The following is a 21,187-nucleotide window of genomic DNA, read 5'->3' as shown; positions in this document are numbered from 1 at the left end:
GTAACGAGACGGACATCCGTCGCATGTAAGAACTGCGCTAGCCAGTCGAGAGAACTATGCCTACCACTACGCAAACCATCCCTAAACGCGACGCCAAGCTGGCCAATGCCTGGAAGTCCAAGACGGTAGACACCCTCACTGACGATGAGGTGCTGTCCATGCCGGAGAGCGAATACATGAACGACATCCAGTTGGCGTTCTTTCGCAAGAAGCTGGTGGAACTGAAGACCGGTATCCACCTCAATGCCGATGCCACGACGGAAAACCTGCGCGAAGACACCGTCGTCGTGCCCGATCCGGCAGACCGCGCTACCATTGAGGAAGAGCATGCGCTTGTCTTGCGTACGCGCGACCGCGAGCGTAAGCTCTTGAAGAAGATCGACCAGTCGATCAGCCGCATCGATGCGGGTGACTATGGCTATTGCGACGAGACGGGTGAGCCCATTGGTGTGGGCCGTCTGCTGGCGCGTCCTACAGCCACGTTGTCACTGGAGGCGCAGCAGCGCCGCGAACTGAAGCAAAAAATGTTTGGTGACTGAAGCTGAGGCAGCGCACCGGACACATAAGGGGAGGGAGTAACCATGAGTGAGGCTCAGAAGCCAAACAAGGGTTTGTTGTCCAAAGTGGTGCGCTTTGTTACCAAACCCACGACACAGTGGTCGGAGCTGGACAAGACGCCGGAGCCGGAGAATCCAGAGGCGCAGTTTTCCAAACAGGCGCTCAAGGAGATCATGGAGCGCAAGCGCCGCAACGACTTTGTGCGCAAGCTGGAGTTTGACCAGCTGCGCAAGATCCGGCGCGAGGCCAACAAGTCCAGCAGCGCAGGCGCCGATGGCCTGGGCGCTGCCAGCTCGGCAGCGATGCTCGAAGGCGGCGCCGCGCCCGATGGCGCTGCCATTGCGGCGGGCAAGCCTGCCCATCCTTCGCACACCATCGAGAAAATCAACCAGATCGAGCGGCAGATGTCCAAGCAGTGGTGGTCGGGCGACAGCGCCAGTGCGCCGGCGGCCGCGCCCAGCGCTACGACTGATACTGCACCTGCCAGTGCCCCTGTGCCGGTTGCGCCTGCTGCTGCACCGCTGGCCGCAGAACCCGCCGAGGCTGCCGCAGTGCCTGCGGTGGCTCCTGCGCAGGCCACCTTGCCTCCGGCCGCTTTCGATGCGCAGGTCGAATCCGCCCGCTTCATCCACGATACCGACCTCGAAGAGGCGGCAGTGCTGTTTGCCAATGGTGATGCAGCGGGCGCCGAGGCATCACTGCTGGCGCTGGTGCAGCAGCGCCGAGGCGACCTGATGGGCCAGCTGACGATCTGGTTGACGCTGTTCGACCTCTACCGTGCGACCGGCGACCAGACCAAGTTTGACTTCCATGCGATCGAGTTCGCCAGCAAATACGGCCGCTCGGCACCGGTGTGGTTTTCGATGCCGCAGGAGCTGGGCGCCAAGGCCTTGCAAGGGGGGGATGCGCCGGCAGAAGAGGTGCGGCTGCTCAACTGGCAGGCTCCGCCGGTGCTCAGTGTTGCTGCACTCAATGGCCTGTTGGGCAACCTCAAGCGCTTTGCGCCACCCTGGACCTTGAACTGGTCCCGCGTGACCGAGGTGCGCGACGAGGCGGTAGTGCCGTTGCTGGCACAGTTTCGCGCCTGGGCGGACAAGCCGGATGTGCGCCTGGTGTTTGCCGGGGCAGACCAGTTGTTGTCGGTGCTCGAAGCGCAAACACCTGTTGGTGACAACCAGGTGCGCCAGGACCTGTGGTCGCTGCGCATGGCGTTGCTGCGATTGCTGCGGTTGGAGCAGGACTTTGAAGCCGCTGCGCTCGATTACTGCATTACCTATGAGGTATCACCACCGTCCTGGGTGCCACCTCGTGCAGAGATGAGCAGTGACAGCACCCGCTCTGGCGCACCGTTCGCCCCCGATTTGTCCATGGTGCTCGATCTGCCGGAGAGAAAGCCAGCGGTTGCCGACAGCCCGCAGGCCGTGCTCGAAGGCGTTGTCGAAGGGGACGTCTCCCGGCAGTTGGACACCTTCAGCCCGATGGTGCAGCCCGACATGCCGTTCACCGTGCGCTGCGACCGCCTGATGCGCATCGATTTTGTGGCCGCCGGCTCGGTGCTGAACTGGGTGGCCGAATGCCAGCAGAAGAATGTGCTTGTGCGCTTTGGCAATCTGCACCGCCTGAATGCCGTGTTCTTCAACCTGATTGGCATCAACGAGCATTCCATCGTCAACCAGCGCGAGAACTGAAGGGGCTGCGATGCCTCGCGACGAACGCACCCTCGGGTGCGTTTTTTAATTTGCGCCCGCTCTGCCGCTGGCGCCTTGGAAAACGGGTGCATGGCTCTATATAGGCAGAACTATGGAACAGTATCACGGCACAACCATTCTCAGCGTGCGGCGCGAAACCCCGCAAGGCATCCAGGTCGCCATCGGCGGCGACGGCCAGGTCACCCTGGGCAACATTGTGGTCAAGGGCACCGCGCGCAAGGTGCGCAAGCTCTATGGCGGCAAGGTGCTGGCCGGCTTTGCCGGCGCCACGGCCGACGCCTTTACCTTGTTCGAGCGTTTTGAGGCCAAGCTCGACCAACACCAGGGCCAGTTGACCCGTGCAGCGATTGAGCTGACCAAGGACTGGCGCACTGACCGGGTGCTGCGCCGTCTGGAAGCGATGCTGGCGGTGGCTGACCACTCGGCCTCGCTGATCATCACTGGCAATGGCGATGTGCTGGAGCCCGAGCAAGGCATTGTGGCCATTGGATCCGGAGGCGCCTATGCCCATTCGGCGGCCAAGGCGCTGCTGAACAACACCGAGCTGTCGGCCGAAGAGGTGGTGCGCAAATCGCTGGGCATCGCCGGTGAGCTGTGCATCTACACCAATATGCACCACACCATCGAGACCCTGTAAGCGCCTTGCAGGCCGCTGCACCCCTGCCACCCGCTCCTACTGATCGACAGCTGCACCCGTTGCCCGGCGGGTGCCAACCGGAATTTGCACTATGTCCTCGATGACACCCCAGGAAATCGTTTCCGAACTCGACAACCACATCGTTGGCCAGGCCAATGCCAAACGCGCAGTCGCCATCGCGCTGCGCAACCGCTGGCGCCGCCAGCAGGTCGCCGATGGCCTGCGCCAGGAGATCACCCCGAAAAACATCCTGATGATCGGCCCCACCGGTGTCGGCAAGACCGAAATTGCCCGCCGCCTGGCCAAGCTCGCCGATGCGCCTTTCATCAAGGTCGAGGCGACCAAGTTCACCGAGGTGGGCTATGTGGGCAAGGATGTGGATGCCATCATCCGTGACCTGGCTGAAGTGGCGGTCAAGCAAACCCGTGCATCGGATGTGAAGAAGCTGCGCGTGCGTGCCGAGGATGCCGCCGAAGAGCGCATCCTGGATGCGCTGCTGCCGCCCGCGCGCACCGGCGAGGCCGCATCCGATACCGGCACGCGCCAGGTATTTCGCAAGAAACTGCGCCAGGGCGAACTCAACGACAAGGAGATCGAGATCGAAGTGGCCGAGGCCAAGCCGCAGCTCGAGATCATGGGACCCCAGGGCATGGAGGAGATGGCCGAGCAGCTGCGCGGCATGTTCAGCCAGATGGGCCAGGAAAAGCGCAAGGTCCGCAAGCTCAAGATCAGCGAAGCGCTGCAGCTGATCACCGATGAGGAGGCGGCCAAGCTGGTGAACGAGGACGATGTCAAATCCCGCGCGATCGAGAACCTGGAGCAGAACGGCATCGTCTTCATCGACGAGATCGACAAGGTGGCGACGCGCCAGGAAACCAGCGGCAGCGATGTTTCCCGCCAGGGGGTTCAGCGCGATCTGCTGCCCCTGGTCGAAGGCACGTCGGTGTCGACCAAGTACGGTATCGTCAAGACGGACCACATTCTGTTCATTGCCTCCGGCGCTTTCCACCTGGCCAAGCCCAGCGACCTGATCCCTGAGCTGCAGGGGCGTTTTCCGATCCGGGTGGAGCTCGGTTCGCTGTCGGTGCAGGATTTCGAGGCCATTCTGACGCAGACCCATGCTTCGCTGATCAAGCAGTACGAAGCGCTGCTGGCCACCGAAGGCGTGAAGCTGCAGTTCGAGGCCGAGGGCATCACGCGCCTGGCGCGCATTGCCTTTGATGTCAACGAGCGGACTGAAAACATCGGCGCTCGCCGTCTGGCGACGGTGATGGAGCGTCTGCTCGAAGAGATCAGCTTCGATGCCGTCAAGCTGGGCGGGCAGACCGTGGTGATCGACGCTGCCTATGTCGACCAGCGCCTGGGTTCCCTGAGCCAGAACGAAGATTTGTCTCGTTACATTCTCTAACGCTGATTGCGCTTTGTGGCGCCGTTTGCTGCAAGTGCCCGCCCTGGTTGGCGGGCACTTGCTTTTGGGCCAAGCGCCACATGTGGGCGTGTAGGAGAGCTTCTACTTTTGTAACAAAAGGCCGGAAGCTGCTCCTCGCCGGTTCTGCCAATTTTGCTAAGAGTCTGGATATAGAGGCGATTGTAAGTGCCTATCAAATAAAGAGAATTTCATAGCGGATTTTACGTGAAGTACGTTATAAGTTATTGATTTACTTGTATTTTCATTGCAAATCATTGTGGTGGAGTGTGGCGCGATCAGGAATTCCTGATACAGTGGGGAAAAGTGCAGTTTTGTGGGAAATCGTGCACTTGCTTGTCCTCCGAAACCCCAACCAGAGTCCACGCCGTGTTTCAAGGAGCTTCTTCACTCAGTCTCGATGCGAAAGGTCGGTTGTCGATACCGACCCGGCATCGTGACGCGCTGACCAAGCCCGGACCGACCCTCACGATTACCCGCCACCCCCATGGTTGCCTGATGATTTTCCCCCAGGATGAATGGGCGGTTTTCAGCGCGCGCATTGCGCAGGTGAAGATGGGTGAGCAGGTGCTCAAGCGGATTTTTCTCGGCAGTGCGATGGATGTGGAGATGGATGGAACTGGCCGTGTACTGGTCTCTCCCGAGCTGCGCGCTGCTGCCAACATCACCAAGGACGCCATCCTGATGGGGATGGGCAGCCATTTTGAATTGTGGGACAAGGCGACATACGAGAAGCAGGAGGCGGAAGCCCTGCAGAATCTGCCGCCCGATGCCCTGGATAACTTTGCATTCTGAGGTGCATGTGGAAACCAAGAACTACCTGCACACGACCGTCCTGCTGAACGAGGCCGTGGACGCCTTGTTGGAGGCCAGGGTTGCGATGGACCCGGTCTTTGTCGATGGGACTTTTGGCAGAGGCGGGCACTCCCGCCTGGTGCTGTCCAAGTTGCCGGCCGAGGGCCGGCTCATTGCTTTTGACAAGGACGTCGAAGCGATTGCCGAGGCCGGCAAGATTGCGGACGCCCGTTTTTCCATTCGCCATGAGGGCTTCAGCCACATGGCACAGCTGCCCGCCGCTTCGGTGGCAGGCGTGCTGCTGGATCTGGGGGTCAGCTCCCCGCAGATCGACAGTCCCGAGCGCGGCTTCAGTTTCCGCTTCGATGGCCCGCTCGACATGCGCATGGATACCACCCGTGGCCAGAGTGTGGCCGAGTGGCTGCAAGAGGCGGAAACACAGCAAATAGCGGAGGTGATACGTGACTTCGGTGAAGAACGGTTTGCTGGGCCCATTGCAAAGGCGATTGTTGCGCGGCGGGAGGCTGGCTCGCCAGTCGCCACCACTGCCGATCTGGCCGAGCTCGTGGCTGGCACAGTCAAGACCCGCGAGGCTGGGCAAAACCCTGCCACGCGGACATTCCAGGCTCTTCGGATTTTCATTAATGCCGAGCTTGAAGAGCTCGAGCAGGCGCTAGAGGCCAGCCTGCGCGTGCTGGCGCCCGGCGGCCGTCTGGTGGTGATCAGCTTTCACTCGCTGGAAGACCGCATCGTCAAGCAGTTCATTGCCAAGCATTCCAAAGAGGTGTTCGACCGCCGCGCACCCTTTGCCGCGCCCAAGCCGATGCTGCTCAAGGCGCTGGACCGCATCAAGCCGAGCGAGGCAGAAGTGACCGCCAATCCACGCGCCCGCAGTGCGGTGATGCGCGTGGCCGAACGCACCGAGGTGGCTGCATGACCACGCGCCGCCTGCCCGGACGATGCCACAAGGAGGCGCCGTGCTGCTGCGCCTGAACATTCTGCTGCTCATCGTGACAATCGTCAGCGCGATGGCGCTGGTGCAGTCGCAGTATGAATCGCGCAAGCTGTTCACCGAGCTTGACCGTGCGCTGGCCGAGTCGCGCCAGCTGGAGACCGACCACCAGCGGCTGCAGGTGGAAAAGCGGGCACAGGCCACGCCGCTGCGGCTGGAGCAACTGGCCCGCGAGAAATGGGGCATGCAGACGGCCACCCCTGCGGTCACTGTCTACGTGTCTGAGCCGGGCGCTGGAGCGGTGGCGCCATGAGCAAGGACATGCGCTATTCCACCAGTCCCTTGCTGGCCGAGCGCACGCCGATGTGGCGCAGCCGCTTCATCATGATCGGTCTGGCATTGGCCTTTACCGGTCTGATCGGCCGCGCCGCCTATGTCCAGGTCATCGGCAATGATTTCTTCCTGCGCCAGGGCGAGGTGCGCTTTGCCCGCACGATCGAGCTGCCGGCCAACCGGGGCCGCATTCTGGACCGCAATGGCCTGATCCTGGCCTCCAGCGTGCCTGCGGCCAGCATCTGGGCGATTCCGGAAGATGTGGACCAGCACGACCCGGCCATCAAGGGCAAGCTGGCCGAGATTGCGAAGCTAATGGGCATGCCCAAGGCGCAGTTCGATGCGAAGCTGGCGGACGAGGACAAGTCCTTTGTCTGGATCAAGCGCCAGCTTGACTGGGACATCGGGCAGAAGATCAAGGCGCTCGATGTCAAGGGCATCTACCTGCGCAAGGAATACAAGCGCCAGTATCCCGAAGGGGAATCAGCCGCCCACGTGGTGGGCTTCACCAATGTGGAAGACCAGGGCCAGGAGGGCATGGAGCTGGCCTTCAATACCGAGCTGGGCGGCAAGGCCGGTTCGCGCCGGGTGATCAAGGACCGCCTGGGCCGCATTGTCGAGGGCGTTGGTGTCGAGACACCGCCGCAAGAAGGCCAGGACATCCAGCTGTCCATCGACAGCAAGGTGCAGTTCTTCGCCTACCAGAAGCTGCGCGACCAGGTAGCGGCCTTCAAGGCCAAGGCCGGCAGCGTGGTGGTGATGGACGCCCACACGGGCGAAGTGCTGGCGCTGGCCAACTACCCCAGCTATGACCCGAACAACCGCTCGCGCCTGACCGGCGAGCAGCTGCGCAACCGCGCGATCACCGACACCTTCGAGCCCGGCTCGACCATGAAGCCCATCACCGTGGGAACGGCGCTGGAGCTGGGCCGGGTCAAGAACAACACCATCATTGACACCACGCCCGGCCGCTATGCGATCGGCGGTTTCACGATCAGCGACACCCACAACTATGGTGCGTTGACGGTGGACGGTGTGATCCAGAAATCCAGCAACGTCGGTGCGTTGAAGGTGGCGCAGAAGATGTCGGCGCAGGAGATGTGGAATGTGCACTCGGCGCTGGGCTACGGGCAAAAGCCCCAGATTGCCTTCCCCGGCGCGGCCAGTGGGCGTCTGCGTCCCTGGAAGAGCTGGAAGCCCGTCGAGCAGGCCACCATTTCCTATGGCTATGGCCTGTCGGCCTCGCTGTTCCAGATGGCGCGCTCGTACACGGTATTCTCGAACGACGGCAATGTGATTCCGGCAACCATGCTCAAGCGCAGTGGCCGCCCCGCAGGCACGCCGGTGTTCTCCAAGAAGACGGCCGAGCTGGTGCGCCACATGCTGTGGCTGGCCGCTGGCCCAGGTGGCACGGGCCAGAAGGCGCAGACGGTCGGCTACTCCATCGGCGGCAAGTCGGGCACGGCCCGCAAGCAGCAGGGCCGGGGCTATGCCGCAGGCAAGTACCGCGCCTGGTTCACCGGCATTGCGCCGATTGAGAACCCGCGCATCATCGTCGCCGTGATGGTTGATGAGCCCAGCCAGGGCAGCTTTTACGGTGGTACCGTCGCCGGCCCGGTCTTCAGTGAAGTGGTGCAGCAGACCTTGCGCCTGATGGGGGTGCAGCCCGATATGTCGGTCAAGCCGCAGATCGTGGCCAACGATGTGGAGGAGCCGCTATGAGCGCCACCACGACCGTGACCACTGTCCACAGCACCGCCGCCGCCGTTGAATGGCTGCGCGAGCGTGTGACCAGCGGCACCTTGCAAACCGACAGCCGGCAGGTGCAGGCCGGCGATGCCTTCATCGCCTGGCCGGGTGGCGTCAACGATGGCCGCGCCTATGTGGCGCAGGCCGTGCAGCGCGGCGCCGCTGCGTGCCTGGTGGAGCAGGCGGGCCTCGATCAATTTGATATGCAAGGTATGCCGGTTGCGGCCATGCCGGGTTTGAAGGCCGCCACCGGCCCGATCGCCAGCGCCTGGTTTGGCCAACCCAGCGAGCAGCTGGATGTGCTGGCCGTGACGGGTACCAATGGCAAGACCAGCATCAGCTGGTGGCTGGCCCAGGCGGTCAGCCACCTCTGCGAAGCCGGCGTGCTGCAGCACCGGGGCTGCGCCATGGTCGGCACCCTGGGTGTCGGCATACCGCCGCACCAGCTGGATGTGACCGGCATGACCACCCCCGATCCGGTGCTGCTGCAACGCGCCTTCCGCGGCTTTGCCGATGCCGGCTACGGCGCTTGCGCGATCGAGGCCTCGTCCATTGGCATTGCCGAGCACCGCCTGGCGGGCGCCCGCATCCGGTTGGCCATCTTCACCAATTTCACCCAGGACCACCTGGACTACCACGGCAGCATGGATGCCTATTGGGCCGCCAAGGAGGCGCTGTTCCACTGGTCGGGCCTGCAATCGGCCGTGGTCAACCTGGACGACGCCCGGGGCGCGGCGCTGGCGGCCTCGTTGGCCGGTGGCGCGCTGGATCTGTGGACTGTCTCGGTGGATAACCCCACCCAGGCCCGTCTGTCTGCCCGGTCCATCCGCGCGGGCGACCGTGGCCTGGTGTTCGACATCGTAGAGGCCGGCGCCGAAGGTGCTGCCGTGACCCTGCACAGCCAGGTGATTGGCCAGTACAACGTGCTCAACCTGCTGCAGGTGATGGCCAGCCTGCGGGTGCTGGGAGCGAGCTTGGAGCAGGCTGCGCAGGCCTGCGCGGTGCTGGCGGCAGTGCCGGGCCGCATGGAGCAGGTCGGCCAGCCCGGTGCGCCGCTGGTGGCCATCGACTATGCCCACACCCCCGATGCACTGGACAAGGCCTTGCAGGCGCTGCGCCCGCTGGCTGCGCAGCGCGGCGGACGGCTGTGGTGTGTGTTTGGCTGTGGTGGCAACCGCGATGCCGGCAAGCGCCCGCTGATGGGCCGCATTGCCCAGGCAGGTGCAGACGAGGTGGTCGTGACCAGCGACAACCCGCGCGGTGAGCAGCCCCAGGCCATCATTGACGACATTCTGCGCGGCATGACGCCCGATGCGCATTGGCATGTCCAGGCCGACCGGGCAGCCGCCATCGATGAGGTGGTGCTGCGCGCGGCCAGCCAGGATGTGGTTTTGCTGGCCGGCAAGGGCCATGAGGATTACCAGGAAGTGGCCGGCGTGAAGCTGCCCTTTCTCGATGCCGCGCAGGCCCGTGCTGCGTTGGCCAAGCGGAAAGAACCCCTATGAGCATGATGACCCTGCAGCAGGCGCTGGGCTTCATTGAGCCCCTTGTTCCCCAGGCCCGCCTGGTGGGCGATGGTGCCGTGCCGCTGCTGCGCGTGCACTCGGACTCGCGCAGCCTGCAGGCGGGCGATTTGTTTGTGGCGCTCAAAGGCGAGCGCTTTGATGCCAACCAGTTTCTGGCCCAGGCCCAAGCGGCCGGCGCAGCGGCTGCGCTGTGCCATGCCGACCCTGCCGACGCAGGCCTGCCCGGCATTGTGGTGCCCGACACCTTGGCCGCGCTGGGGGCGTTGGCCACCGGCTGGCGTGCCCAGTTTGCGCTGCCGCTGATCGCAGTGACCGGCAGCAACGGCAAGACCACGGTGACCCAGATGCTGGCGTCCATCCTGCGCGCCCACGCCGGCGATGCCGCCTGGGCCACGCGTGGCAACCTGAACAACGAGATTGGCGTGCCGCTGACCCTGCTGGGCCTGACGGCTGCGCACCGCGCTGCGGTGGTGGAGCTGGGCATGAACCACCCTGGCGAAATCGCCGTGCTCGCCGCGATGGCGCAGCCCCGGGTGGCCCTGGTCAACAATGCGCAGCGCGAGCACCAGGAGTTCATGCACACGGTGCAAGCCGTGGCCCGTGAAAACGGCAGCGTGCTGGCCGCGCTGCCGGCCGATGGCGTGGCCGTGTTCCCTGCCGGCGATGTCTATACCCCGCTGTGGCAGGAACTGGCAGCGGGCCGGGCGACCTGTTTGTTCGGCGAACAGGCCGATGGTGCCCAGGCCTATGCCAGCGATGTGCTGTGGCGTGATGGCGCCTGGCAGCTGCAGCTGCACCTGCCCGATGGCGCAGCGCCGGTGGTGCTGCAGATTGCCGGCCGCCACAACGTGCGCAATGCGCTGGCAGCGGCCGCCTCGGCCCATGCTGCCGGTGTGCCGCTGGCGGCCATTGCCCGGGGCCTGTCGGCGTTCGAGCCGGTCAAGGGCCGCTCGCGTGCGCTGGCGATACCCGTCGCGGGCCGCAGCCTGACGGTGGTCGATGACAGCTACAACGCCAACCCGGATTCGGTCAAGGCCGCGATCGAGGTGCTGGCCGAGCTGCCCGCAGCCCGGCTGCTGGTGCTGGGCGACATGGGTGAGGTGGGCGACCAAGGACCCCAGTTCCATGCCGAAGCCGGCGCGCTCGCCCGCGAGCAAGGCATTACGCAGTTGTTTACGCTGGGCGCCCAAAGCCAGTCGGCCGCCGAGGCCTTTGGCGATGGCGCTCAGCATTTCGAGAGCATGCCTGCGTTGCAGGATGCGGTGTGCAAATTGATGCCTCAATGGGGCAGTGTGTTGGTCAAAGGTTCGCGGTTCATGAAGATGGAGCAAGTGGTGCAGGCGATGCAGTCGTGCGCAGACAAGGGGCCCTGCGCCCGTGAGGGGGCCGCATGCTGATTGTGCTCGCCAGCTGGTTGCAAAGCCTGTCGCCCGAATTCGGCTTTCTGCGCGTCTTCCAGTACCTGACCTTCCGCGCCGTGATGGCGGCGATGACGGCGCTGGTGATCGGCCTGGTGGCAGGTCCCCGCGTCATCCGTACCTTGTCGGCGCTGAAGATCGGCCAGCCCATCCGGGGCTATGCGATGCAAAGCCATTTGAGCAAGAGCGGCACCCCGACGATGGGCGGCGTGCTGATCCTGCTGGCGATCACGATCTCGACGGTGCTGTGGTTTGACCTGTCCAACCGCTTTGTCTGGATCGTGCTGATTGTGACCTGGGGCTTTGGTGCGATTGGCTGGGTGGATGACTGGCGCAAGGTGGTCAACAAGGACCCCGAAGGCATGCGCTCGCGCGAAAAGTATTTCTGGCAGTCGGTGCTGGGTCTGGCTGCAGCGCTGGCCCTCGTCTTCTGCATCTCGGAGAACACCAATGCCGAGGTCTGGAGCCTGTTCGTCAGCTGGGTGCAATCGGGCTTCTCGCTGGATCTGCCACCCAATGCCGGCCTGATGGTGCCCTTCTTCAAGCAGGTGAACTACCCGCTGGGCGTGCTGGGCTTTGTGATCCTGACCTACCTGGTCATCGTCGGTGCCAGCAATGCAGTCAACCTGACCGATGGGCTCGACGGTCTGGCCATCATGCCGGTGGTCATGGTCGGCTCGGCACTGGGCGTGTTCGCCTATGTGACCGGCAGCGTCAATTTCTCGCGCTATCTGTTGTTCCCGCACATTGGCGGCACCGGTGAGTTGCTGGTGTTTTGTTGCGCGATGACCGGCGCGGGCCTGGCCTTCCTGTGGTTCAACACCCACCCGGCCCAGGTCTTCATGGGCGATGTGGGCGCGCTGGCCTTGGGCGGCGCGCTGGGCACGATTGCCGTGATCGTCCGGCAAGAGATTGTGCTGGCCATCATGGGCGGCATCTTTGTGGCCGAGGCCGTGTCCGTGATGATGCAGGTGGTCTGGTTCAAGTACACGAAGAAGCGCTATGGCGAAGGCCGCCGCTTGTTGAAGATGGCCCCATTGCACCACCACTTCGAAAAGAGCGGCTGGCGCGAGACCCAGGTCGTTGTGCGTTTCTGGATCATCACGATGCTGCTGTGTCTGATCGGTCTGTCTACCCTGAAGCTGCGGTGAGCACCATGTCAACCGAGCACCTCCACCCCCTTGATCCCTCGGCAGAGGCCGCGGCTGCGCCATTGACGCCGGCAGTGGCGCCGGTGGCTGCGGCAGGCGTGGCCCAGCCTGACGGGCTGCAGCCTGAAGCGGCAGCACCTGGCGCCGATGCACCACCGCTGGAGCAGCCTTTGCCGGCGGATGGCATGCCGGTGGAGGCTGCTGCAGATGAGTCAGCCGCTGTCGCCACCGATGCTGCAGATGCTGCAGCGGCCCCGGCTGCCGAAGCGCCGGCGGTGGATATGGCGCCGGTTCCCGATGTGTCGACCTTGACGGCCGCCAAGGACGCGGCCGCCTTTGTGGCGCAGATTTTTGCCGATCCTGGCGTGTCCGATGCGGCCAGCAGTGAAGTGACCGCCGTGGATATACAGCCGCAGGAGGCCGAGGTGGTTTATGCCCCGGTGCCTGCGCAGTGGCCGCAGGGGCAGGAGCATGCGCTGCAAGGACAGCATGTGCTGGTGCTGGGCCTGGGTACTTCCGGTCTGGCGATGGCGCGCTGGTGTGCGCGCTGCGGCGCCCAGGTGACGGTGGCCGATACGCGCGAGGCTCCGCCCCAGTTGGCACAGCTGCGCAGCGAGCTGCCCGATGTGCGCTTTGTCGCGGGCGCTTTGACCGCCGCGCTGGTCGATGGCCAGCCGGTGCGCGTGGTCTACCGCTCGCCCGGCCTGAGCCCCGAGACGGTGGCGCCTGTCGTCGATGCGGCGCGCGCCATTGGCTTGCCGGTCAGCGGTGAGCTGGATCTGTTCAGCCTGGCCCTGCAGTCGCTGGCCCAGGCGCATGGCTATGTGCCCAAGGTGCTGGCGATCACGGGGACCAATGGCAAGACCACGGTGACCTCGTTGACGGGACAGCTGCTGGCCCATGCCGGCATGTCCACCGCTGTGGCCGGCAATATCGGCCCCAGCCTGCTTGACACGCTGTCGCAGCACATCGATGCGCAAAGCCTGCCGCAGGCCTGGGTGCTGGAGCTGTCCAGCTTCCAGCTCGAAGATGCGCATGCTTTCAACCCGACGGCAGCGACGGTACTCAACCTCAGCCAGGACCACCTGGACTGGCATGGCAGCATGGCGGCCTATGCGGGTGCCAAGGCCAAGATTTTCGGCAGCGATGCGCTGATGGTGCTCAACCGCGACGACCCGGCCGTGATGGCCATGCTGCCGCCACCGGTGCGCATCAAGCTGCAGCGCCCCCAACTGCGCCCGCACATCAGCTTTGGGCTGGATCTGCCCACCCAGCCAGGCGACTATGGTCTGGAAGTGGTCAACGGCATGGCCTGGCTGGTGCGTGCACAGGACGATGGCAACAGTGCCAGCAACAAGCGCAACCAGACGGCAGCGGACGATGTGTTCCTGCAGCGGCTGATGCCTGCTGACGCGCTGCGCATCCGGGGCCGCCACAACGCGATGAATGCGCTGGCTGCGCTGGCGCTGGGCCATGCCGCAGGCGCTGGTTTTGCGCCGATGCTGTTTGGCCTGCGCGAATACCGGGGCGAGCGCCACCGGGTCGAGCCCATCGGCATCGTCAGCGATGTGGAATATTTTGACGACAGCAAGGGCACCAATGTGGGTGCCACCGTGGCCGCGTTGATGGGCCTGGGTGCCGAGCGCCGCATCGTGCTGATCCTGGGCGGCGAGGGCAAGGGCCAGGATTTCTCGCCACTGGCCGCGCCTGTGCTGCGCTATGCGCGCGCCGTGGTGCTGATCGGCCGCGATGCGCCGCTGATCGAGGCTGCACTGGCCGATACTGGTGTGCCCCTGCTGCACGCGCCCAGCATGGACGAAGCCGTGCTGCTGGCCAGCCAGAAGGCCGTCGCCGGCGACGCGGTGCTGATGTCGCCCGCCTGCGCCAGCTTTGACATGTTCCAAAACTACGGCCACCGCGCCGAGGTGTTTTGCCAGGCCGTGGCGGCGCTGGCCGAAGAGCGCGGCACCAGTCTGGAGGTGCAGCCATGAGCACCGAGACCGGACTGCGCGGCAGGTTTTCGGGCTGGTTCAAACCGGCCGGGGAAAAGCCTGTCGATATTTTGCCGGTGCGTGTCGGCGGCAATGAATACCGCCAGACCCCATCGAACACGACCAATATCTTTGGCGCCGACCAGGTACTGATCTGGCTGGTGGTGGCCATCCTGTCCTGGGGCATCGTCATGGTGTTCTCGGCCTCGATCGCGATGCCGGACAACCCGCGCTTTGGCAAGATTGCCCATTACTACTTCTTCCAGCGCCACCTGATGAGCGTGGGCCTGGGCTTTGTCGCAGCGGTGCTCACTTTCCAGATTCCGATGAAGGTCTGGGAGCACTGGGCGCCCTGGCTGTTCATTGCGTCGATCCTGTTGCTGATTGCGGTGCTGATTCCGCATGTGGGCACGGTGGTCAATGGCGCGCGCCGCTGGCTGTCGCTGGGCATCATGAACTTCCAGCCGTCCGAGCTGGCCAAGATCGCGGTGATCATGTATGCCGCCGATTACATGGTGCGCAAGATGGAGGTCAAGGAGCGCTTCTTCCGCGCCGTGCTGCCGATGGGGCTGGCCGTGGGCATTGTCGGTGCGCTGCTGCTGGCCGAGCCCGACATGGGCGCCTTCATGGTGATCGCCGTGATCGCCATGGGCATCCTGTTCCTGGGTGGCGTCAACGCCCGCATGTTCTTCCTGATTGCGCTGGTGCTGGTGGCCGCCTTTGCGCTGATCGTGATGACCTCGGAATGGCGGCGCGAACGTATCTTTGCCTACCTCGACCCCTGGAGCGAAAAGCATGCGCTGGGCAAGGGCTACCAGCTCTCGCATTCGCTGATTGCCATTGGCCGGGGCGAGATCTTTGGCGTGGGCTTGGGTGGCAGCGTCGAGAAGCTGCACTGGCTGCCCGAAGCCCATACCGACTTCCTGCTGGCCGTGATCGGCGAAGAGCTGGGCCTGGTCGGCATCATTGCGCTGCTGGGTCTGTTCTTCTTCATGATCCGCCGCATCGTGGAAATCGGCCGCCAGGCGATCCGCATGGACCGCATTTTCTCCGGCCTGGTGGCGCAAGGCATTGCGATCTGGCTGGGATTCCAGACCTTCATCAATGCCGGTGTGAACCTGGGCGCCTTGCCCACCAAGGGACTGACCTTGCCGCTGATGAGTTTCGGCGGGTCGGCGATTCTGATGAACCTGGTGGCGATTGCCATCGTGCTGCGCATCGACTGCGAAAACAAGGCCATGGGTGCCGGGGGGGCGCGATCATGAGCGGCAAGACGGCACTGATCATGGCGGGCGGCACCGGCGGCCATATCTTTCCCGGCCTGGCCGTGGCCCAGGAGCTGCGCAGCCGAGGCTGGACCGTCCACTGGCTGGGCGCGCCCGACAGCATGGAAGAGCGCCTCGTGCCGCCCCAGGGCTTTGCACTGGAGCGGGTGGCGTTCTCGGGCGTGCGCGGCAAGGGCCTGCGCTCCCTCGCCGGCATGCCGCTGCGCCTCTTGAAGGCATTGCAGCAGGCGCGCGCCGTGCTGCGCAAGGTCCGTCCCGATGTGGTTGTGGGCATGGGCGGCTATATCACCGTGCCAGGCGGCCTGGCGGCCAGGCTGGCCGGTGTGCCGATCGTGCTGCATGAGCAGAACTCGGTGCCCGGCATGGCCAACAAGCTGCTGGCCCGCATGGCCCAGCGGGTGTTCAGCGCCTTCCCGAATACGATTGCCGGCGGCCAGTGGGTGGGCAATCCGCTGCGCGCCGAGTTCCTGCAGCAGCCCGAACCTGCACAGCGCTTTGCCGGCCGCAGCGGCCCGCTGCAGCTGCTGGTGGTGGGCGGCAGCCTGGGTGCCAAGGCCTTGAACGAGGTGGTGCCCCAGGCGCTGGCGCTGATGGCGCCCGAGACCCGCCCGGTGGTCACCCACCAAAGCGGCGCCAAGCAGATCGATGCGCTGCAGGCCAACTATGCGGCCGCTGGCGTGCAAGCCAGCCTGACCCCTTTCATCGACGACGCAGCCAAGGCCTATGCGGATGCCGATGTCATCGTCTGCCGCGCAGGCGCCAGCACGGTGACCGAGCTGGCCGCCGTGGGCGCTGCGGCGGTGTTTGTGCCGTTTCCCGCGGCGGTCGATGACCACCAGACGGCCAATGCGCGCTTTTTGGTGGATGCCGGCGCCGGCTGGTTGGTGCAACAAAGCGTTCTGACCCCGGAAAACCTGGCTCAGATGCTAGAGAATATGCAGCGGACGGGCCTGGTGGACATGGCCCAAAAGGCGAAGAAAATGCAGAAATTGGAAGCCGCCCAGGTGGTGGCGGATGCCTGCGCGGAGGTGGCACGATGAAACACGCCATCCAGCGCATTCATTTTGTAGGTATTGGCGGTGCAGGCATGAGCGGCATTGCCGAAGTGCTGCACAACCTGGGCTATGCCGTCTCGGGCTCGGACCTGTCGGACAGCAGCACCATGGCGCATCTGCGCGATGCGGGCATCACCACCTTTGTGGGCCACGATGCGGCGCATATCGCCGGTGCCCAGGCGGTGGTGACATCGACGGCCGTGCAGGCCGACAACCCCGAAGTCGTGGCCGCGCGAGCCATGGGGATTCCGGTGGTGCCGCGCGCGCTGATGCTGGCCGAGCTGATGCGCCTGCGCAAGGGCATCGCGATTGCCGGCACCCATGGCAAGACGACGACCACCAGCCTGGTGACCAGCGTGCTGGCCGAGGCCGGCCTGGACCCGACCTTTGTCATTGGCGGCAAGCTCAACAGCGCCGGCGCCAATGCGCGCCTGGGCAGTGGCGAGTACATCGTGGTTGAGGCCGATGAGTCCGATGCCTCGTTCCTGAACCTGCTGCCGGTGATGGCCGTGGTCACGAACATCGATGCCGACCACATGGACACCTATGGCCATGACTTTGGCCGGCTTAAGACGGCCTTTGTCGATTTTCTCAACCGCATGCCCTTTTATGGCAATGCCGTGGTCTGCATCGACAGCCCGGCCGTCGGCGACATCATCGAGCGCGTGGCCTGCAAGGTCACGACCTATGGCCTGGGCGAAAACGCCCAGATCCGCGCCGTGAACCTGCAGGCCGACAACGGCCAGATGCGCTTTACCGTGCAGCGCCGCCTGGCCCAGCCCTTGCCCGATCTGGAGGTGGTGCTGAACCTGCCTGGCGAGCACAACGTGCTCAATGCACTGTCGGTGGTCGGGGTGGCCGCTGCCATCGGCATTGATGACGCGGCCCTGCAGCGGGCGCTGCAAGGCTTCAAGGGCGTGGGACGCCGTTTTCAGCGTTATGGCCAGGCCCGGCTGCCCCATGGCGGCGAGTTCACGGTTATTGACGATTACGGCCATCACCCTGTCGAAATGGCTGCCACCATTGCGGCCGCGCGCGGCGCGTTTCCGGGGCGCCGGCTGGTGCTGGCCTTCCAGCCGCACCGCTACACCCGCACGCGGGATTGTTTTGAGGACTTTGTCCAGGTGCTGGGCGGCGCCGATGCGGTGCTGCTGGCCGAGGTCTATGCCGCCGGTGAAACACCGATCGTGGCAGCCGACAGCCGTGCGCTGGCACGCGCGGTGCGTGTGGCTGGCAAGGTGGAGCCGGTGTTTGTCGAGCAGATCAGCAGCCTGCCCCAGCAGATTCTGGACCAGGCGCAGGACGGCGATGTGCTGCTGTGCATGGGCGCGGGATCGATTGGTGCGGTGGCTGCCAAGGTGATGGCATTGGCCGATGGGCAAGAGCGTGTAGCGCCGCAAGGGAGCGCGGTATGAGTGAAACCATGAACAATATTGATGTGAAGGCCTTGGGCAAGGTCGCGGTGCTGATGGGCGGGAGCTCGGCAGAGCGCGAGGTGTCGCTGATGTCCGGCAAGGGCGTGCTGGCTGCGCTGCAGTCCAAGGGCGTGGACGCGCATGCGTTTGACCCGTCGCAGCAGGATTTGGGCGAGCTGCGCAAGCAAGGCTTTGCGCGCTGCTTCATCGCGCTGCATGGCCGCCATGGCGAAGACGGCACGGTGCAAGGCGCGCTGGAGCTGCTGGGCATTCCCTACACCGGCCCTGGCGTGATGGCCTCGAGCATCGCGATGGACAAGATCATGACCAAGCGCATCTGGCGCTTTGAAGGCCTGTCCACCCCCGAGTGGCGCATGGCCGCCAGCGAGCAGGACACGCGCGATGCGCTGGCCGCGCTCGGCGCGCCGATGATCGTCAAGCCCGCACGCGAGGGCTCGACGATTGGTCTGTCCAAGGTCAGCAGCCCTGAAGAATGCGCCCAGGCCTATGCGCTGGCCTCCCGCTATGACCCCGAAGTCCTGTGCGAGCAGTTCATCGAGGGCATGGAAACGACGTGCGCGGTGCTGGGCCAGGGCCGCAGCGCCAAGGCGCTGCCGGTGATCAAGATCGTCGCGCCGGACGGCAATTACGACTACCAGAACAAGTATTTCACCGACACCACCCAGTACTTCTGCCCCAGCGGGCTGCCTGCAGAGATGGAGGCGGCGATCCGCGACCTGGCGGAAAAGGCGTTCCGCACCCTGGGCTGCCGGGGCTGGTCGCGTGCCGATGTGATGGTGCGCTCCTCGGACCAGCAGCTGTTCCTGCTGGAGATCAATACCTCGCCGGGCATGACCAGCCATTCGCTGGTGCCGATGGCCGCCCGTGCCACCGGCATGAGCTACGAAGACCTGTGCTTGCACCTGGTGGCCCATGCATCGACCGATGCGGCCCAAGGCGCGGAGCTGTAAGACAAGGAGATGCGATCCATGGAGCAGACCATGCCAGTCCCCTTCGACGTCAAGCTGATGAACATGCTGGCCACGGCATTGTTCCTCGGCTGCGGCGCGTTGCTGGTGCTGGCAGGGGTGCGCTGGGCCATCCACCATCCGGCGCTGAGCATTGCACGCATCGTGGTGCAGGGCGAGATGGAGCACAACAGCGCGGTGTCGCTGCAGGCCAATGTGATGCCATCGCTCAAGGGCAACTTCTTCACGATGGACCTGGATGAGACACGCCGCATCTTCGAGCAGGCGCCCTGGGTGCGCCAGGCGCGGATCAAGCGCGAGTTTCCGAGCACCTTGGCGGTGACGATCACCGAGCAGGACGCGGCCGCGATCTGGGGCGCCGAAGGCGAGTCCCGCCTGCTCAACAGCGAAGGCCAGATGTTCGAGGGCGATTCCACCGACCCGGATCTGCTGCATCTGCCGCACTTGTCGGGCCCGGCAGGCCGCTCGCAAGAGGTGCTGGCCATGTTCCGGGCGCTGGCGCCGATCTACGCCAAGCTGGACAACGCGCTGGTGGCGCTGGCGGAGTCGAACAGCGGCAGCTGGAAGGCCACCTTGCAGTCCGGCGCGGTCATCGAGATGGGCCAGGGCCGGGAGGAGGTCCTGAGCGAGCGGGTACGTAAATTTGTTGAATCTTTGCCTGAAGTCACCGGTACCTACAGGCGCAGCGTGGCATCGCTGACGTCGGCGGATCTGCGCCATGCCGGGGGCTATGCGGTACGCATGCAGGGGGTGACCACGGGTACCCCGACATCGGGCCGGGCGCCAGTCAAAAAATAGAACACAGAGATGCGAAACATGAACCATACCAATCACTTGATCAGCGAGGGCAACTGACTATGGCGCGAGATAGCAAAGACGTGGTAGTCGGCCTGGACATCGGCACCGCCAAGATCATGGTGGTCGTCGCCGAGGTGCTGGGCAATGGCGAGCTCAAGCTGGCCGGGCTGGGCGTTGCGCCCAGCAACGGGCTCAAGCGCGGTGTGGTGGTGAACATCGATGCCACGGTGCAGAGCATCCAGCAGGCGCTCAAGGAGGCCGAGCTGATGGCCGACCTGAACATCCAGCGGGTCTACACCGGCATCACCGGCAGCCATATCCGTGGCATCAATTCCAGCGGCATGGTGGCCGTCAAGGACAAGGAAGTCTCGGCCGCCGATGTGGCACGCGTGCTGGACACCGCCAAGGCGATCAACATCCCTTCGGACCAGCGCCTGCTGCTGGTGGAGCCGCAGGAGTTCGCGATCGACGGCCAGGATGTGCGCGAGCCCATCGGCATGAGCGGCCTGCGCCTGGAGTCCAAGATCCACATCGTGACCGGCGCGCAGAGCGCAGCCGAGAACATCATCAAATGCGTACGCCGCTGCGGCCTGGAGGTGGAGCAGCTGCTGCTCAACCCGCTGGCCTCCAGCCAGGCGGTGCTGACCGATGACGAGCGCGAACTGGGTGTGGCCGTGGTCGATATCGGCGCGGGCACCACCGATGTGTCGATCTTCACCGGTGGCGCGATCCGCCATACGGCGGTGATCCCGATTGCCGGTGACCTGATCACCAGCGACATCGCGATGGCGCTGCGCACGCCGACCAAGGATGCCGAGGACATCAAGGTCGAGAGCGGCTGCGCCAAGCAGCTGCTGGCCGATCCCGATACGCAGGTGGATGTGCCCGGTCTGGGTGACCGGGGCCCGCGCCTGTTGAGCAAGCAGGCGCTGGCGGGCGTGATCGAGCCGCGCGTCGAAGAAATTTTCTCGCTGGTGCAGCAAGTCATCCGCGAGTCTGGTTATGAGGAGGTGCTGTCGTCGGGCATTGTGCTCACCGGCGGCAGCGCGGTGATGCCGGGCATGGTCGAGCTGGGGGAAGACATCTTCCTCAAGCCGGTGCGGCGCGGCATTCCGAAGTATTCCGGCACCCTGGCCGAGATGGTGGCGCAGCCCCGTGCTGCCACCGTCATGGGCCTGCTGGAAGAGGCCCGCATGGCCCGCATGCGTGGCTACAAGGTGGCCCAGAAGTCCGGTTCGGTGAAATCGGCATTTGGGCGTTTGAAGGACTTTATTGTGGGGAACTTTTAACCATGCATGACACCACTTGTTGGCTGGCGCAAAGCAGCCCTTCAAGGCTCAAAGGGTATGACCCTTGGAGACCTAAAGGGCCACCAAGCAACCAATGTTCATTAAAGAGT

At 64.5% G+C, this 21,187-nt stretch carries 18 protein-coding genes; all 18 read left to right on the top strand.

Annotated elements, in window-relative coordinates; translation table 11 throughout:
* The first annotated feature begins 56 nt into the window (after positions 1–56).
* The 18 genes from dksA to ftsA all read left to right on the top strand — a co-directional run bounded on the left by dksA (position 57) and on the right by ftsA (position 21,077).
* Positions 57–539: an RNA polymerase-binding protein DksA gene (gene dksA / locus ACHWUQ_RS00860; RefSeq protein WP_027010726.1), complete on the top strand. Its 483-nt coding sequence runs from the start codon at positions 57–59 to the stop codon at positions 537–539.
* A gap of 42 nt (positions 540–581) precedes the next feature.
* Positions 582–2,246, top strand: coding sequence for a hypothetical protein (locus ACHWUQ_RS00855; protein WP_394680061.1), 1,665 nt, complete (start codon positions 582–584; stop codon positions 2,244–2,246).
* Between the two features lie 112 nt (positions 2,247–2,358).
* A complete protein-coding gene (gene hslV, locus ACHWUQ_RS00850; protein WP_239810674.1) occupies positions 2,359–2,904 on the top strand; it encodes an ATP-dependent protease subunit HslV in 546 nt (181 codons plus the stop codon).
* Between the two features lie 91 nt (positions 2,905–2,995).
* A complete protein-coding gene (gene hslU, locus ACHWUQ_RS00845) occupies positions 2,996–4,312 on the top strand; it encodes an ATP-dependent protease ATPase subunit HslU (RefSeq protein WP_239810675.1) in 1,317 nt (438 codons plus the stop codon).
* A 387-nt stretch (positions 4,313–4,699) separates the two neighbouring features.
* Positions 4,700–5,125 (top strand): division/cell wall cluster transcriptional repressor MraZ, encoded by a 426-nt coding sequence (mraZ, locus tag ACHWUQ_RS00840; RefSeq protein ID WP_312417427.1) that lies wholly within the window; start codon positions 4,700–4,702, stop codon positions 5,123–5,125.
* Positions 5,126–5,132: 7 nt separating this feature from the next.
* Positions 5,133–6,062, top strand: coding sequence for a 16S rRNA (cytosine(1402)-N(4))-methyltransferase RsmH (gene rsmH / locus ACHWUQ_RS00835; RefSeq protein ID WP_394680083.1), 930 nt, complete (start codon positions 5,133–5,135; stop codon positions 6,060–6,062).
* Positions 6,063–6,105: 43 nt separating this feature from the next.
* Positions 6,106–6,390: a cell division protein FtsL gene (gene ftsL / locus ACHWUQ_RS00830; RefSeq protein WP_239812616.1), complete on the top strand. Its 285-nt coding sequence runs from the start codon at positions 6,106–6,108 to the stop codon at positions 6,388–6,390.
* Positions 6,387–8,132: a peptidoglycan D,D-transpeptidase FtsI family protein gene (locus ACHWUQ_RS00825; protein WP_394680060.1), complete on the top strand. Its 1,746-nt coding sequence runs from the start codon at positions 6,387–6,389 to the stop codon at positions 8,130–8,132. The genes ftsL and ACHWUQ_RS00825 overlap by 4 nt, the downstream gene beginning before the upstream one ends.
* Entirely contained in the window at positions 8,129–9,664 is a 1,536-nt protein-coding gene (locus ACHWUQ_RS00820) for a UDP-N-acetylmuramoyl-L-alanyl-D-glutamate--2,6-diaminopimelate ligase (protein WP_394680059.1), read from the top strand. The genes ACHWUQ_RS00825 and ACHWUQ_RS00820 overlap by 4 nt, the downstream gene beginning before the upstream one ends.
* A gap of 2 nt (positions 9,665–9,666) precedes the next feature.
* Complete coding sequence (murF, locus tag ACHWUQ_RS00815; protein ID WP_394680082.1) at positions 9,667–11,082, top strand: UDP-N-acetylmuramoyl-tripeptide--D-alanyl-D-alanine ligase; 1,416 nt, start codon at positions 9,667–9,669, stop codon at positions 11,080–11,082.
* Positions 11,076–12,254 (top strand): phospho-N-acetylmuramoyl-pentapeptide-transferase, encoded by a 1,179-nt coding sequence (gene mraY, locus ACHWUQ_RS00810; RefSeq protein ID WP_239810679.1) that lies wholly within the window; start codon positions 11,076–11,078, stop codon positions 12,252–12,254. Before murF ends, mraY begins: the two co-directional genes overlap by 7 nt.
* Positions 12,255–12,259: 5 nt before the next feature.
* Positions 12,260–14,245: a UDP-N-acetylmuramoyl-L-alanine--D-glutamate ligase gene (gene murD, locus ACHWUQ_RS00805; RefSeq protein WP_394680058.1), complete on the top strand. Its 1,986-nt coding sequence runs from the start codon at positions 12,260–12,262 to the stop codon at positions 14,243–14,245.
* On the top strand, positions 14,242–15,510 hold the full coding sequence (gene ftsW / locus ACHWUQ_RS00800) for a putative lipid II flippase FtsW (RefSeq protein ID WP_239810680.1): 1,269 nt from the start codon (positions 14,242–14,244) through the stop codon (positions 15,508–15,510). Before murD ends, ftsW begins: the two co-directional genes overlap by 4 nt.
* The gene (gene murG / locus ACHWUQ_RS00795) at positions 15,507–16,571 is read left to right on the top strand and encodes an undecaprenyldiphospho-muramoylpentapeptide beta-N-acetylglucosaminyltransferase (RefSeq protein ID WP_394680057.1); all 1,065 of its coding nucleotides are present in this window, start codon (positions 15,507–15,509) and stop codon (positions 16,569–16,571) included. The genes ftsW and murG overlap by 4 nt, the downstream gene beginning before the upstream one ends.
* Positions 16,568–18,001, top strand: coding sequence for a UDP-N-acetylmuramate--L-alanine ligase (gene murC, locus ACHWUQ_RS00790; RefSeq protein ID WP_239810682.1), 1,434 nt, complete (start codon positions 16,568–16,570; stop codon positions 17,999–18,001). Before murG ends, murC begins: the two co-directional genes overlap by 4 nt.
* Positions 17,998–18,972, top strand: a complete 975-nt coding sequence (locus ACHWUQ_RS00785; protein ID WP_394680056.1) for a D-alanine--D-alanine ligase — start codon at positions 17,998–18,000, stop codon at positions 18,970–18,972. The genes murC and ACHWUQ_RS00785 overlap by 4 nt, the downstream gene beginning before the upstream one ends.
* Before the next feature lie 30 nt (positions 18,973–19,002).
* A complete protein-coding gene (locus tag ACHWUQ_RS00780; RefSeq protein ID WP_239810684.1) occupies positions 19,003–19,788 on the top strand; it encodes a cell division protein FtsQ/DivIB in 786 nt (261 codons plus the stop codon).
* 59 nt (positions 19,789–19,847) lie between these two features.
* Complete coding sequence (gene ftsA / locus ACHWUQ_RS00775; RefSeq protein WP_230770449.1) at positions 19,848–21,077, top strand: cell division protein FtsA; 1,230 nt, start codon at positions 19,848–19,850, stop codon at positions 21,075–21,077.
* The last annotated feature ends 110 nt before the right edge of the window (positions 21,078–21,187 follow it).

The organism is uncultured Comamonas sp., assembly GCF_964277875.1.
Lineage (GTDB): Bacteria > Pseudomonadota > Gammaproteobacteria > Burkholderiales > Burkholderiaceae_C > Comamonas > Comamonas sediminis.
This window is presented reverse-complemented; position numbering and strand designations above follow the sequence as displayed.